General features: G+C 73.3%; 14 protein-coding genes. 5 read left to right on the top strand and 9 right to left on the bottom strand.

Translation table 11 applies throughout. The annotated features are described in order from the left end of the window. Nucleotides 1–56: 56 nt before the first annotated feature. Entirely contained in the window at nucleotides 57–1,073 is a 1,017-nt protein-coding gene (locus ACIBK8_RS13990) for a 2-hydroxyacid dehydrogenase (protein ID WP_399042007.1), read from the top strand. On the opposite strand, the gene ACIBK8_RS13985 is transcribed toward ACIBK8_RS13990, so the two are convergent. From ACIBK8_RS13985 to ACIBK8_RS13975, 3 genes are all read right to left on the bottom strand, one after another. Continuing rightward, nucleotides 1,039–3,081, bottom strand: a complete 2,043-nt coding sequence (locus ACIBK8_RS13985) for an anthranilate synthase family protein (RefSeq protein WP_399042005.1) — start codon at nucleotides 3,079–3,081, stop codon at nucleotides 1,039–1,041. The two genes, ACIBK8_RS13990 and ACIBK8_RS13985, sit on opposite strands and share 35 nt — an antisense overlap. Before the next feature lie 96 nt (nucleotides 3,082–3,177). Then, entirely contained in the window at nucleotides 3,178–3,240 is a 63-nt protein-coding gene (locus ACIBK8_RS13980) for a trp operon leader peptide (RefSeq protein ID WP_393680315.1), read from the bottom strand. A 65-nt stretch (nucleotides 3,241–3,305) separates the two neighbouring features. Next, entirely contained in the window at nucleotides 3,306–4,115 is an 810-nt protein-coding gene (locus tag ACIBK8_RS13975) for an alpha/beta fold hydrolase (protein ID WP_399042079.1), read from the bottom strand. A gap of 190 nt (nucleotides 4,116–4,305) precedes the next feature. On the opposite strand from ACIBK8_RS13975, the gene ACIBK8_RS13970 reads away from it, so the two are divergent. The 3 genes from ACIBK8_RS13970 to ACIBK8_RS13960 all read left to right on the top strand — a co-directional run bounded on the left by ACIBK8_RS13970 (nucleotide 4,306) and on the right by ACIBK8_RS13960 (nucleotide 7,589). Continuing rightward, the gene (locus tag ACIBK8_RS13970) at nucleotides 4,306–5,715 is read left to right on the top strand and encodes a PLP-dependent aminotransferase family protein (protein ID WP_399042004.1); all 1,410 of its coding nucleotides are present in this window, start codon (nucleotides 4,306–4,308) and stop codon (nucleotides 5,713–5,715) included. A 105-nt stretch (nucleotides 5,716–5,820) separates the two neighbouring features. After that, nucleotides 5,821–7,164 (top strand): class II 3-deoxy-7-phosphoheptulonate synthase, encoded by a 1,344-nt coding sequence (locus tag ACIBK8_RS13965; protein ID WP_399042078.1) that lies wholly within the window; start codon nucleotides 5,821–5,823, stop codon nucleotides 7,162–7,164. Nucleotides 7,165–7,322: 158 nt separating this feature from the next. Beyond that, nucleotides 7,323–7,589: a bacterioferritin-associated ferredoxin gene (locus ACIBK8_RS13960; RefSeq protein ID WP_399042003.1), complete on the top strand. Its 267-nt coding sequence runs from the start codon at nucleotides 7,323–7,325 to the stop codon at nucleotides 7,587–7,589. A gap of 19 nt (nucleotides 7,590–7,608) precedes the next feature. Here ACIBK8_RS13960 and bfr read toward each other — a convergent pair whose 3' ends face one another. Continuing rightward, nucleotides 7,609–8,085 carry a bacterioferritin gene (bfr, locus tag ACIBK8_RS13955; RefSeq protein ID WP_399042001.1) on the bottom strand — a complete coding sequence of 159 codons (477 nt, stop codon included), beginning with the start codon at nucleotides 8,083–8,085 and terminating at the stop codon, nucleotides 7,609–7,611. Nucleotides 8,086–8,241: 156 nt separating this feature from the next. Between bfr and ACIBK8_RS13950 the strand changes: the two genes are divergently transcribed. Next, nucleotides 8,242–8,865 (top strand): sulfite oxidase-like oxidoreductase, encoded by a 624-nt coding sequence (locus ACIBK8_RS13950; protein WP_399042000.1) that lies wholly within the window; start codon nucleotides 8,242–8,244, stop codon nucleotides 8,863–8,865. A gap of 32 nt (nucleotides 8,866–8,897) precedes the next feature. Here ACIBK8_RS13950 and ACIBK8_RS13945 read toward each other — a convergent pair whose 3' ends face one another. The 5 genes from ACIBK8_RS13945 to thiO all read right to left on the bottom strand — a co-directional run bounded on the left by ACIBK8_RS13945 (nucleotide 8,898) and on the right by thiO (nucleotide 14,134). Further along, on the bottom strand, nucleotides 8,898–9,791 hold the full coding sequence (locus tag ACIBK8_RS13945; protein WP_399041999.1) for a deoxyribonuclease IV: 894 nt from the start codon (nucleotides 9,789–9,791) through the stop codon (nucleotides 8,898–8,900). A 55-nt stretch (nucleotides 9,792–9,846) separates the two neighbouring features. Then, on the bottom strand, nucleotides 9,847–11,823 hold the full coding sequence (gene pknB, locus ACIBK8_RS13940) for a Stk1 family PASTA domain-containing Ser/Thr kinase (protein ID WP_399041998.1): 1,977 nt from the start codon (nucleotides 11,821–11,823) through the stop codon (nucleotides 9,847–9,849). A gap of 115 nt (nucleotides 11,824–11,938) precedes the next feature. Then, a complete protein-coding gene (locus ACIBK8_RS13935) occupies nucleotides 11,939–12,736 on the bottom strand; it encodes a thiazole synthase (RefSeq protein ID WP_399041997.1) in 798 nt (265 codons plus the stop codon). Nucleotides 12,737–12,743: 7 nt separating this feature from the next. Further along, nucleotides 12,744–12,959 carry a sulfur carrier protein ThiS gene (gene thiS, locus ACIBK8_RS13930; protein WP_393679543.1) on the bottom strand — a complete coding sequence of 72 codons (216 nt, stop codon included), beginning with the start codon at nucleotides 12,957–12,959 and terminating at the stop codon, nucleotides 12,744–12,746. Then, on the bottom strand, nucleotides 12,956–14,134 hold the full coding sequence (gene thiO, locus ACIBK8_RS13925; RefSeq protein ID WP_399042077.1) for a glycine oxidase ThiO: 1,179 nt from the start codon (nucleotides 14,132–14,134) through the stop codon (nucleotides 12,956–12,958). Before thiO ends, thiS begins: the two co-directional genes overlap by 4 nt. Nucleotides 14,135–14,184: the final 50 nt, after the last annotated feature.

Here is a 14,184-nt window from a genome sequence, read left to right as displayed (position 1 = left end):
TCCGGAACTTCTGCGCACGGAACGGGCCCATACGGCGAAAACGGCGGGAGGCGGACGTGGAGATCCTCGCATTCGGGGTGCAGGCCGACGAGCGGCCCCTGCTGGAGCGGGCGTTCGCCGGCCGGCACCAGCTCCGCAGCCTGGATGTCTTCCTCAACCGCGACACCGCGCCCATCGCCCGCGGCTACGAGATCGTCACGGCCAGTGTGAACGCCGCGCTGAACGCCGAAGTGCTGCAGACCCTCGCGGCCGGCGGCACGAAGATGATCAGCCAGCGCTCCACCGGCTACAACAACATCGACCTGGAGGCCGCGGCCGACCTCGGCATGACGATCGGCCGGGTCTCCTGCTACTCGCCCCACGCGGTCGCCGAATTCGCCTGGGCGCTCGCGCTGGCCGTCGAGCGCGGGATCGTCCGCGCCGTGGGCCGCACCCGCACCTTCGACTTCAGGCTGGACGGCCTGATGGGCCGCGACCTGCACGGCCGTACCGCCGGCGTGATCGGCACCGGCCGGATCGGCGAGGCGTTCACCCGCATCGCCCACGGCTTCGGCATGAACCTGCTGGGCTGGGACCTCGTCGAGAACCCGGCCTGCCGCGACCTCGGCATGCGCTACGTCGACCGGCGGCGCCTGTTCGCCGAGGCCGATCTGGTCTCGCTGCACGTCCCGCTCGTGGCGGACACCCGTCACCTCGTCGACGCGGACGCCCTGGCCGTGATGAAGGACGACGCGGTCCTGATCAACTCCAGCCGCGGCGGCCTGGTCGACACCGCCGCGCTGGTCGAGACCCTCAAGGACGGCCGGCTCTCCGGCGTCGGCCTGGACGTCTACGAGGAGGAGGCCGGGCTGTTCTTCTTCGACCGGTCGCTCGAAGTGGTCCGCGACGACACCCTGGCCCGCCTGATGACCTTCGGCAACGTCCTGGTCACCTCGCACCAGGCGTACTTCACCGCGGACGCGGTCGGCCAGATCGTCGACGCCACCGTCGCCAACGTCGAGGACTACCTGGCCGGCCGCACCGGCGAGAACCTGCTGGTCACACCAGGACAGCGGCCAGCAACTGCGCGGTGAGCGAGGCCCCGTCCAGCGTGAGCACCGACTCGGGGTGGAACTGCACCCCGGCGAACCCGGGCCCCCGCAGCGCGTGCACCTCGCCGCTCGCCGCGTCCCGGCTCACCTCGATGCGATGCATGGCCAGTTCGGCCGCCGCGGCCTCGTCGCAGCGGGCCGAGAAGGTGTTGTAGAAGCCGACCGTCTCCGGGCGCCCGAAGAAGTCGATGCGCTCCTGGGCGCCCTGGAACGGCACGTCCTTGCGCACGATCTCCAGGCCCAGCTCCGCCGCCAGCAGCTCGTGGCCGAGGCAGACGCCGAGGACGGGGCGGTCCGGAGCGCCCCGGTGCCCGGACACCAGGTCAGCGGTCAGCTTCCGCAGGAAGCGCATCTTCGGGTCGGCGGCGTCGGACGGGTCGCCCGGCCCCGGGCCCAGCACGACCGGGCCCCGGTGCGCCAGGGCAGCCGCGCGCAGCCCCGGCTCGTCGAAGCGGCGCACCGTCACCGTGAGACCCGAGGTGCGCAGCAGGTGCGCCAGCATCGAGGTGAAGGTGTCCTCGGCGTCGATGACCAGCGCGTGGCCGTGCAGCGCCGCGGTCGGCGCGGTGGTCTGCATCCGCAGCCAGAACGGCGCGAGGCCGGCCCTGCGGCGCTCCAGCGCGGCCTGCACCCGCGTGTCGTCGGCCAGCTGCGGCGCCCGCCCCGCGGCGGGCCGGTCCGGTGCCTGCCGGACGCCGAGCGCGGTGAGCACCCCGGCGGCCTTGGCGTGTGTCTCGGCGACCTCGCCGTACGGATCGGACGCGCGCACCAGCGTCGCCCCGACCGGTACCCGCAGCCGCCCGTCGGCCGCGATGTCCGCGGTCCTGATCAGGATCGGCGAGTCCAGCGTCTGCGCGCCGGTGGCGTCCCGCCCGATCAGCGCCAGGGCGCCCGCGTAGTAGCCGCGGCCCCGGCCGTCGGGGGCGACCGGTTCGTGGCGCGCGATGACCCGGCAGGCGTTCTGCACCGGCGACCCGGTGACGGTGGCCGCGAACATCGTCTCCCTGAGCACCTCGCGCACGTCCAGGGTGGTGCGACCGCGCAGTTCGTACTCGGTGTGCGCGAGGTGCGCCATCTCCTTGAGCCGCGGGCCGATCACCACGCCGCCCTTGTCGCCGACGGTGCACATCATCTTCAGCTCCTCGTCGACGACCATCGACAGCTCCTCCGCCTCCTTGCGGTCGCCGAGGAAGTCCAGGATGCCGTCGGCGGTGGGGCCACCGGCCGGGTAGCGGTACGTCCCGCTGATCGGATTCATCACGACGGTGCCGCCCACCCGCGCCCCGTCCGCCGCGCGCTCGCCCCGCTCGCCGGTCATCCTGACGTGCACCTCGGGGCTGGCCCCGACCAGCGTGCGCACCCCGGGCCTGTGCACGACGTACGTCCAGTACGCGCCCCGCTCGCCCGCCAGCAGCCGCCGGAACAGGGCCAGCGCGTCGGCGGCCGAGAAGCCCGCGATCTCGCCGTCGAACGTCCTGCGGATGACGAAGTTGGCGCCCTCGCCGTTGCCGATCTCGTCCCTGATCACCCGCCGGACGATCTCCGCGTACGCCGCGTCGTCCACGTCGAAGCCGCCGCCATCGACCCGCACCTCGTGCGCGGGCAGCGCGGCCAGCAGGTCGTCCAGGCCCATCTCGTGGCTCTCGCCGGGGCGCAGCACCGCCAGCGGGGTGCCGTCGTCGTGCACCTGGAAGCCGCGCTCGCGGATCTGCCGGAACGGGATCATCGCCAGCGCGTCGGTGACCGGCGCGCCCGCCGCCGGGGCCGCGCCGTCCGCGCCGAGCGGGATGTCGGCCAGCCGCTCGACCTCGACCACCTCGCCGATCAGCACCTCGACCGTGGCCCCCGACCGCCCCGGCGCCCGGCGGCGCAGCAGGGCGAACGGCGGGCAGTCGGGCGCCAGCAGCCGCCTGACGAGGGCCGCGGCGTCGTCGGGGGCGCCGCTCTCGGCGCGGTCGCCGCGTTCCTCGCGGGGCGTGTCACGGTGCATGTCGGGGGTTCCTTCCGGGTGGGAGGAACGGCCGGTGGAAACACCGAAGGCCGCCCCTCGGGCGGCCTTCGCGGAAATCGGGAGATGTACGCGCGTCTAGCGGGCCGCCGGATGAGCGGTCCACCACCAGTTCCTGGTCGTCGTGCGGGGCGCGTACATGCCGGGCACCCTACCCGACGCCTGGACGGACGCGGGACGGCGTTCCACGGTCCGGACGGGCGGCCCTACGGCAGCCGGTCGACGAACCCCGCGAGCGCCGCGTTGAACTCCTCGGGGCGCTCCAGGTTCGGCAGGTGCGCCGCCCCCTCGATGACGGTGAGCGTGGCGTCCGGGATGTGCCGGTACCAGCCCCGCGTCGCGTCGACCGGCGTGAAGGGGTCGTCGCGGCCTGCCACGACCAGGGCGGGGACGCCGAGCCGCGCCAACGACGCGGTGTGGTCCCGGCGTTCGGCCCGGCCGCGGAGCGCGGCTGCCGCACCCTCGGGCGGTGCGCCGCGCATCATCCGCAGGACGTGCCCCGCCACCTCGGGCAGCGCGGTGACGTTGTACGGCGCGACCATCGCATCCAGCACCTCGTCCGCGTAGCCGGCCATGCCCTCCCGCAGCAGCCGGTCGGCGAGCGCGTGCCGGCCGCGTTTGCCGGCCGCCGTCTCGGCGTACGGGGAGGTGGCGGCCAGCACGAGCCCGCGCAGCCGGCCGGGGAACAGCCGGGCGAACTCCATGGCGATCTGGCCGCCCATCGACAGGCCGCCGAGCACGATCCGCTCCCGGCCGAGGCCCAGCGCGTCGAGCAGCGCGGCGATGTCACGGGCGAAGGTCTCCAGCGTGGTGCGGCGCACCTCAGGGGCGCCGCCGTGCTCCCCGCCGGGCGCCACGTGCGAGGTGCCGTAGCCGCGCAGGTCGGGCGCGATCACCCACCGGCCGCTGCCCGGCGCGCCGAGCGACGCGAGCTGCGGCGCCCACATGGTGCGGTCGAAGGGGTGGCCGTGCACCAGCACCAGCGGGGCGCCGCTGCCCGCTTCCGCGTACCCCATGCCGATGTCGCCGACGATGGCCGTGCCCGGTGCGCTCCACACAACTCGCCTCGTTTTTCTGCTGGTTGGTGCCGTTCCCGTTGACATCACGATGCTAGGAAAGCCACACTCTCGGTGCAATAGCTGCATTGCACTCGGTGCAAAGTGGTGGATTGCTTCACGAGGATCACGGGCCGAGGAGCGTGCCGCCATGACCGCCGAGGAATACCAGCGCATCGCGGACACCGTCGCGGGCGCCATCGCCGCCGGCCGGCTGCGCCCCGGCGAGCGGCTGCCCACCCAGCGCGCCTTCGCCCGCACCCACCGCATCGCCCCCTCCACCGCCACCCGCGTCTACCGCGAACTGGCCCGCCGCGGCCTGACCGTCGGCGAGGTCGGCCGCGGCACCTACGTACGCGCCGCCCAGCACCCGCCGGGCCCCGCGCTCGCCGAACCGCAGGCCGCCGGCGCCGGCCACGTCAACCTCGAACTCAACTACCCCGCCGTCCCCGAGCAGTCCGCACTGCTGGCCGACGGACTCGCCCCGCTGCTGCGCCCCGACACCCTCGCCGCCGCGCTGCGCCCCTCGGCCCCTTCGGGCACCGCGGCGGCCCGCACCGCGGCGGCCGGCCTGCTCACCGGGCTCGGTCTGCGCCCCGACCCCGGCCACCTGCTGTTCCCCGGCAACGGCAGGCAGGCGCTGGCCGGCGCGCTCGCCACCCTGGTGCCGCCCGGCGCCCGCCTCGGCGTCGAAGCGCTCACCTACCCGATGATCAAGGGCATCGCGGCCCGGCTCGGCGTCACCCTCGTCCCGCTCGCCACCGACGAGAAGGGCCTGTGCCCCGACGCCGTACGGGCCGCCCACCGCACCGCCCCGCTCAAGGCCCTCTACGTCCAGCCGACCCTGCACAACCCGCTCGGCACGACGATGCCGCCCGCCCGCCGGGCGGAGCTGGCCGACGCCCTGGAGGACCTGGACATCTGGGCCGTCGAGGACGCGGTGTGGGCCTTCCTGCACAGCGCGGCACCGGGCGCCGGCCGGGCCGCGTCCGGCGGCGCCGCGCCCCGGCCGCTCGCCGCCCACGCGCCCGACCGCACCATCCTGGTCGACAGCCTCTCCAAGCGGCTCGCCCCCGGCCTGACCGTCGGCCTCGCGCTGGCGCCCCCGTCCCACACCGACCGGCTCGCCGCCGCGCTCCGCTCCGGCGGCTGGACCGCCACCGGCTTCGCGCTGGAGGCCGTCACCCGCTGGATGACGGACGGCAGCCTGGAGCGCATCGTCGCGGCCAAGCGCCGTGACGCGGCGGCCCGCCAGGCCCTGGCCGCCGAGCTGCTGGACGGCCAGGACGTGCGGGCCGATCCGCGCGCCTACTTCCTGTGGTGGCAGCTGCCGTCCCGGTGGCGGGCCGAGACGTTCCTGGCAGCCGCGGCCCGGCGGTCCATCGCGGTCACCCCGGCCGCCGCCTTCGCGGTCGCGGCCGAGGGCACCCAGGGCGCAGGACCCGCGCCGAACGCGGTACGGATCGCCCTGGCGGGCGCCACCTTCGACCAGCTCTCCCGGGCGCTGCCCGCCCTCGCGTCGATCGCCCGGGGCACGCCGGACGACACCCTGCCGGAGTGACCTGAACACCCCCGGACGGTGCCCGGATACCGAGTGGGCTGTGTCTCACAGTCCGGGCGGCGCCCGGAGCCCCTCCCGGAACCCCGTAATGTGGGCACTGTGACCGTGAACGCTGAAACCCATGCCGGTGGCAACACCTGGCGAGACCTGCCCGCGGCGCAGCAGCCTGACTGGCCGGACCAAAAGGCTCTGCGCGATGTGATCGCGGAGCTGGAGTCCTATCCGCCGCTCGTCTTCGCCGGCGAGTGCGACCAGCTGCGTGAACGCCTCGGCGCGGTCGCCCGTGGTGAGGCGTTCCTGCTCCAGGGCGGCGACTGCGCGGAGGCTTTCGACGCCGTATCCGCCGAGCACATCCGCAACAAGCTCAAGACGCTGCTCCAGATGGGCGCCGTGCTGACCTACGCCGGGTCCGTCCCGGTGGTCAAGGTCGGCCGGATCGCAGGCCAGTACAGCAAGCCGCGCTCCAAGCCGACCGAGACCCGCGACGGCGTGACGCTGCCGACCTACCGCGGCGACTCCGTCAACGGCTTCGAGTTCACCGAGGCGGCCCGCATCCCGGACCCCGAGCGCCTCAAGCGGATGTACCACGCGTCCGCCGCGACGCTGAACCTCGTGCGCGCCTTCACCACCGGCGGCTACGCCGACCTGCGCCAGGTGCACGCCTGGAACCAGGACTTCGTGAAGTCCTCGCCCTCCGGGCAGCGTTACGAGGCGCTGGCCCGCGAGATCGACCGCGCGATGAACTTCATGAACGCCTGCGGGGTGGACCCGGAGGAGTTCCGGACCGTCGAGTTCTACGCCTCCCACGAGGCGCTCGTCCTCGACTACGAGTCGGCGCTGACCCGCGTCGACTCCCGCACCGGCGACCTCTACGACGTCTCGGGCCACATGGTCTGGATCGGCGAGCGCACCCGTCAACTCGACGGCGCGCACCTGGAGTTCGCCTCCCGCATCCGCAACCCGATCGGCGTCAAGCTCGGCCCGACGACCACGGTGGACGACGCGCTCACGCTCATCGAGCGCCTCGACCCGGACCGCGAGCCCGGCCGGCTGACCTTCATCACCCGCATGGGAGCGGACAAGATCCGCGACAAGCTCCCCGAGCTGGTCGAGAAGGTCACCGCGTCCGGCGCGCAGGTCGTCTGGATCTCCGACCCGATGCACGGCAACACCTTCGAGGCGGCGTCGGGCCACAAGACCCGCCGCTTCGACGACGTGCTGGACGAGGTCAAGGGCTTCTTCGAGGTCCACAAGTCCCTCGGCACGCACCCGGGCGGCATCCACGTCGAGCTGACCGGTGACGACGTCACGGAGTGCGTGGGCGGCGGCGACGAGATCTTCGTCGACGATCTGCACCAGCGCTACGAGACCGCCTGCGACCCGCGGCTCAACCGCAGCCAGTCGCTGGACCTGGCCTTCCTGGTGGCGGAGATGTACCGCGATCAGTGAGACCGGCCGTCGTTGACGGCGAAAAACGCAGGTGGGGCGCGGATCACACGATCCGCGCCCCACGTCGTTGTGCAGCACCCGCGGCGGCAGGTAAGGTAAGGGTAACCTCACTCAAGATCAACGGGATCGACGAGTACGGCGCCACGGAGGTGAACCGCGTGTACGTATGCTCCTGCTTCGGCATCACCGAGCAGCAGGTCCGTGAGCACGCGGACACCGGCGCCTGCACGCCCCGCCAGATCGCCTCCGCCTGCAAGGCCGGCACCGACTGCGGCGGCTGCGTGCGCCGCATCCAGGCCCTGCTGGGCCGCGGTGCCTGCCCCCGCCGCGAGCTGATCGACAACGGCGCGGCCGAACCGCTGGTCGCCGAGCCGGGGCCGGTGCCGGTGCCGCTGGCGCCCCCGGCTCTCCCCGAGGCGGCCTAGGCTCCGGCCTTCCGGCGCCTCAGCTCGGCTGCTCGATCACCTGCGCGATGTACAGCGCCTCGCCGAGTTTCTCGACCAGTTCCAGCTGGGTGTCCAGATAGTCGATGTGATGCTCCTCGTCCGCGAGGATGTCCTCGAAGATATTGGCCGATGTGATGTCGCCCTTGGTGCGCATCATCTCGATTCCGCGCTTGAGGCGGTCGATGGCTTCCACCTCGACCTGCCGGTCCGCCTGGAACATCTCGGTGACGGTCTGGCCGATGCGTACATGGAACAGCCGCTGGTAGTTCGGCAGTCCTTCCAGGAAGAGAATGCGGTCCGTCAGGATCTCGGCATGCTTCATCTCGTCGAACGACTCGGACCTGGTGTACTTCGCGAGCTTCGGCCAGCCGAAGTTCTCCTGCATCTTCGCGTGCAGGAAGTACTGGTTGATCGCGGTCAGCTCGGCAGTCAGCTGCTCGTTGAGGAATTCGATGACCTCGGGGTCGCCCTGCATGGCAGCGGGCTCCTTCCGCGCGAGAACTGGGCAAGTGCCGCGCATCTTTGCACCGCCCGGAGCGTAACGTCCAGTAAGTACACACTTACTCCGCTATGCCCGATTGAGCCGTCTCCCTGGTCATCGGCACCCCTCCCCGTCTGACACCATGGAGGCATGGGTCAGCCGGAAAGCCGCGAAGCGGAGCATCCTCAGCTGCCCCCGGGGCAGCGACTGCAGCGGGGCTGGCCGGTGACGCACTACGGCCCGGTGCCCAAGTTCCGCCCCGAGCGCTGGGAGTTCCGCGCCTTCGGTGCCACGGCGGACGGTGACAAACACTGCTGGACGCATGAGGAATTCGCCGCGCTGCCCTATACGACGGTCGTCTCCGATATGCATTGCGTCACCAAATTCAGCATGCTCGGCGCCGAATGGGGCGGCGTACGGACACGGACGATCCTTGATCTCGCGCCGCCCGCGCCGGAGGTCACTCACGTCATGGTGTGGGCCGAATACGGATTCAGTTCGAACCTGCGCCTGGAAGACTTCGCCGCGGAGAATTGCCTCTTCGCCACCCACCGCTCGGGCGAACTCCTCACCGCAGAACACGGATTCCCGGTCCGGCTGATGGTCCCGCATCTGTACGCCTGGAAGGGCCCCAAGTGGGTCCGCGGCATCGAGTACATGACGGCGGACCGCCGCGGCTTCTGGGAGGAGCGCGGCTACCACAACCTCGGCGACCCCTGGCGGGAGCAGCGCTACTCCTACCAGGAGGAACCGGGCGACGGCCCCGAACTCTGATCCGGGCCCGACCCGGCACGGACCCGGGGCGGTCAGCCGCGCAGCTCCTTCAGCCGCGCCACATCCGCCGCATGCCCCTCCTTGCCACCGGGCGTCTCGATCACCAGCGGCACCCCGTCCGTCGCCGGATGCCGGAACAGCTCGGCGAACGGCTCGGCGCCGATGTGCCCGGCACCGATGTTCGCGTGCCGGTCCTTGTGCGCGCCGACCACGTCCTTGGAGTCGTTGGCGTGGATCAGCCGCAGCCGCCCCTCGCCGGTGACCTCCGTCAACTCGTCCAGCAGCGCCTTCATCCCGCCGGGCGCCGCCATGTCGTGCCCGGCGGCGAACGCATGGCAGGTGTCCAGGCACACACCGAGCTTCGGATGCCGGTCCAGCGCGTCGAAGTACGGGCCGAGATCCTCCGCCCGCGCGCACAGCGACGCGCCCTGGCCCGCCGTCGGCTCCAGCAGCAGCCACGGGTCGTCGTCGTGCGTCAGCTCGTCGAGCAGGGGCCGCATCCGCTCCCTGACCTGCGCGAGCGCCGTGCTGCGCGGACGCCCGCCGGTCGCCGATCCGGTGTGCACCACCACGCCGAGCGCGCCGATCTCCCGGCCGCGCCGCAGTGAATGCCGCAGCGATTCCACGGACTTGTCGACGGTCGCCTCGGTGTGCGAGCCGAAGTTGATCAGATAGGGCGCGTGTACGTACGCCGGGATGCCGTCCCGCGCGCAGCCGGCCCGGAACTCCTCGTCCTGCCCGGGGTTGCCGGGCGGCGTCGCCCAGCCGCGCGGATTGGCCACGAAGACCTGCACGCTCTCGCCGCCCAGCGCACGGGCGTACGGCAGGCCGACCTTGGCCAGGCCGCCGGCCACCGGCACATGGCCGCCGACCGGATTACGGGTACGGGCGGACGCGGCGCCCTGCGGGGACGGGGAAGTACTCACCCCACAAGAGTGCCAGGCGCCCGCGGCCCGCCGCCCCGGGGTCACCACCGCCCGGCTACAGCGCGCCCTTCAGACGGATGGTGACCGTGCTGCCCTTCGGCGCCTTCTTCCCGCCGTCGACCGACTGCGTGTCGACGGTGTCCTGCGGGAACAGGAACGGCTTCTTGACCTCGACGGCGAAGCCGAGATCCGTCAGCTGCTGCTTCGCGTCGTCGACGTTCTGGCCCGTGACGTCCGGAACCGTGATCATCTCCGGGCCCTGCGACAGGGTCAGCGTGACCGTCTCGCCCTTGCCCAGCTTGGCGCTGCCGGGGCCTGGCGACTGCCGTGCGATGGTGCCCTTGTCCTCGGGGGAGTGCACCGGGGCGTCCGCGAACTTCACGTCGAAGCCCGCCTTGCGCAGCTCCGTGACGGCCGCCTGCCGCTCGTCACCGGTCACGTCGGGGACGTCGAGTGCCGTGCCGCGGCTGACGGTCAGCGCCACCGCCGTGTCGGGCCGCCGCTTGCTGCCCGACTCCGGATCCGTGCGGATCACCGAGCCCTTGGCGACCTCGTCGCTGAACTCCTTGCGTTCGGTGCCGGGCACCAGACCCCGGTCCCGCAGCTTGCGCCGGGCGTCCGCGACCGGCGTGCCCGCCAGGTCGGGGACGGTGACGATGTCAGGGCCGCGCGAGACGGTGAGGGTGACCGTGCCCGTCCCGCGGATGCGCGCTCCGATGCCGGGCTCGGTGGCGATGATGTGGCCGCGCCGCACCGTGGAGCTGTAGTCGCGCCGCACCTTCACCCCCAGGCCCTCGTCCCGCAGCGTCCCGGTGGCCTTGGCCTGCGGCATGTCCAGCACCGCGGGCACGGTCGTGAACTGGCCGGAATTGATGTACCAGACGCCCGCGCCGACCCCGAGCGCGATCAGGACGGCCGCGACGAGGGCGGCGATCCTGCGCCGCGGGTCGGCGAAGGGCCCGCGGCGCACCGGCGGCGCGGGACGCAGCCGGGTGGTCCGCCCGTCCGGCGCGGCGGCGTCGGACGGCGGCACCTCCAGGACGCTGGTGCGGTTCAGCTCCGCGTCATCGGCGGTACCGGGCAGCGGCAGTTGGACGCCGGCCCGCGGCAGCACGCTCGTCCGCTCGGCGCCGTCACCGGCCGGTGCCTCCTTGGCCTGCGGCGGCACCGCGTCCAGCTGTGCGTCGGACAGCTCGCCGCGCGCCGTGCGGGCCGAGGAGAGCAGCGCCACCGCGTCCGGTGGCCGCAGCCGCGGGTCGCGGGCGGTGGCCTGCGCCACCAGGGCGTCCAACGGCGCGGCGAGCCCCGGGACGGCCTCGGACGGCGGGCGGACGTCCTCGTGCAGATGCTGGTAGAGGACCTGCGCCGCGGTGCCTCCGGTGTGCGGCTTGCCGCCGGTGAGCATTTCGTAGAGCACCACGCCGCAGGCGTAGACGTCCACGCACGCGTCGGACGTACCGTGCTCGATCTGCTCGGGGGCGAGGTAGGAGACGGTGCCGAGGACCGCGCCCGTGGCGTCGGTGGTGTGCGTGTCGACCGTCCGCACCAGGCCGAAGTCGGCGACCTTGACCCGGCCGTCGTCCCCGATCAGGACGTTCTCCGGCTTCATGTCGCGGTGCACGAGAGCGGCGCGGTGCGCGGCGCCCAGGGCGGCGAGGATCGGCTCCAGGATGTCCAGCGCGGCCCGCGGCTGGAGCGCGCCCCGCTCGCGCAGCACGTCGCGCAGCGTGCACCCGGCGACGTACTCCATGGCCAGATAGACGTACGTGCCGTCCGTCCCCTGGTCGAAGACGCCCACCACGTTCGGGTGCGAGAGCCGGGCGACCGACTTGGCCTCGCGGATGAACCGGTCGACGAACGCGTCGTCCACCGCGAGCGACGGGTGCATCACCTTCAGGGCGAGCACGCGGTCGAGCCGGGTGTCCATGGCCCGGTAGACCGTGGCCATACCGCCGGCGGCGATGCGCGCGTCGACGCGGTAGCGGCCGTCGAGCAACTGCCCGACCAGGGGGTCCTGAAGGGTCGTATCCACGGCAGACGAGTCTACGAGGACCCACCGACACGTCACACGTGCGGCGGCCTTCCCCGGCGTACTGAGGCCGAACGGTGACAGGAACGCGGGCGGCGGCGCCCGCGCCCCGCACGCGCTACCGGAACGCCGGCCGCTCCGGATCCAGCTCCGCCACCCCGTCCGCGGGCGAGGACGCCAGCGCGAAGTGCCGGCGCGGGATACGGCCCGCCCGGTACGCGAGCCGCCCGGCGTCGACCGCGTACCGCATCGCCCCGGCCATCAGCTCCGGCTCCTGGGCCCGGGTCACCGCGGACGCCAGCATCACCGCGGCGCAGCCCAGCTCCATGGCGAGGGCCGCGTCGGACGCGGTGCCCGCGCCCGCGTCCAGCACCACGGGCACCCCGGCCCGCTCGGTGATCAGCTGGAAGTTGTGCGGGTTGCGGATGCCGAGCCCGGAGCCGATCGGCGAGCCCAGCGGCATGATCGCGGCGCAGCCGACGTCCTCCAGCTTCCGGGCCAGCACCGGGTCGTCGTTCGTGTAGGGCAGCACCGTGAACCCGTCGTCCACCAGCGTCTCGGCGGCGTCCAGCAGCTCGATCGGGTCGGGCAGCAGGGTGCGCTCGTCGGCGACGACTTCGAGCTTGACCCAGTCCGTGCCGAGCGCCTCACGGGCGAGCCGCGCGGTGAGCACCGCCTCGCCCGCGGTGAAACAGCCCGCGGTGTTCGGCAGCACCCGGATCGCGTGCCGTTCCAGCACGGACAGCACCGAGCCCTGCACGGTCGGATCGAGCCGCCGCATGGCGACCGTCGTCAGCTCCGTCCCGGAGGCGAGCAGCGCCCGCTCCAGGACGTCCAGGCTGGGCGCGCCGCCGGTGCCCATGATCAGGCGGGAGGTGAAGGTGGTGCCTGCGAGGGTGAGGAGATCGTCGGCCATGGTCGGTTCAGCCTCCCTGGACTGCGGTGAGGACCTCGACGCGGTCGCCTTCGCCGAGCGGGGTGCGGGCCCACCGGGCGCGCGGCACCACGGTCTCGTTGACGGCGGCGGCCAAGCCGCCAGGCGCCCGGGACAACGTCGCCACCAGCAGGTCGAGCGTCAGCCCGCCCGGGATCTCGCGGACTTCTCCGTTGACGGTGACGGAAACGGGGGAGGCGTTCATACGGGCTGCTCCTGGGGGACGCGGGCCGCGGGGGCCGCAACGGGGGCGGCGTCGGTGAACCGCAGGGGGGAGAACGGGCGGGCCTCATCGGGCAGTTGCCCGCAGGTCAGCACCTCGGCCATGGCGTCCCCGGTGACGGGGGTCAGCAGGACGCCGTTGCGGAAGTGCCCGGTGGCCAGGAGGAGCCCTGGCAGCGAGGTCGGGCCGAGCAGCGGCGCGTTGTCCGGGGAGGTGGGACGCAGCCCCGCGCAGGTCTCGGCCAGTGGCAGTTCGGTGATGCCCGGCACCAACTCGTGGGCGTCCCGCAGCAGTTCGTACACGCCGCCCGCGGTGACGGTGGTGTCCCAGCCCAGCTCCTCGCTGGTGGCGCCGACGACCAGCTCGCCGTTCTCCCGCGGCACCAGGTAGAGGGGACCGCCGCGGACGACGGCCCGCACCGTGCGGGAGAGGAAGGCGGGGCTCCCCCGGGGGACGTCCGGCATCCGGAGCCGCAGCACCTGCCCCTTGACCGGGCGCACCGGCGGCAGCACCTCAGACGGCACCCCGGCCAGCCGGCCGCTGTGGCTGCCACCGGCCAGCACGACCCGGTCCGCGGCCGGCCGGCTGCCGTCCGCCAGTTCCGCGCCGACGGCCCGGCCCGCGGTGACCGTCAGCCGCTCGGCCCAGGTGTGGTGGAAGACCACCCCGGCCCGCGCACAGGCCGTCAGCAGCGCGCCCGCCAGCCGGCGCGGATCGACCTGATGATCGCCGTCCACCCGCAGGCCCCCGCGTACGCCGGGCGCCAGCATCGGCTCCAGGCGGCGGCACTCGCGCCCGGACAGCCACTCCGACTCCAGACCCGACCGGCGCTGGAGCGCGTGCAACTCCCGCAGATGGGCCCGGTCGTCGGCGTCCAGCGCCACCGCCAGGGTGCCGCAGGCGCGGTAGCCGACGGCCTGCCCGCTCGCCTCCTCCAGCTCCGCGACGAACCCCGGATAGCGCCGGGCGGACGCGAGGTTGAGGCCCAGCAGGGTCTGCTCCCCGTAGTGCAGCTCGGTGACGGCGGCCAGCATGCCGGCCGCGACCCGGGCGGCGCCGCCGCCCGGCTCCGGGTCGACGACGGCCGTGCGCAGCCCCCGTGCGGCGGCCCGCCAGGCGGTGACCAGGCCGATGATGCCGCCGCCGATGACGAGCACGTCGGGGTGCCGCCCGGCGTGCGGCGGCGGTCCGTGTGGTGCGGCGGACG

The organism is Streptomyces sp. NPDC050161, assembly GCF_044460025.1.
GTDB lineage: Bacteria > Actinomycetota > Actinomycetes > Streptomycetales > Streptomycetaceae > Streptomyces.
This window is presented reverse-complemented; position numbering and strand designations above follow the sequence as displayed.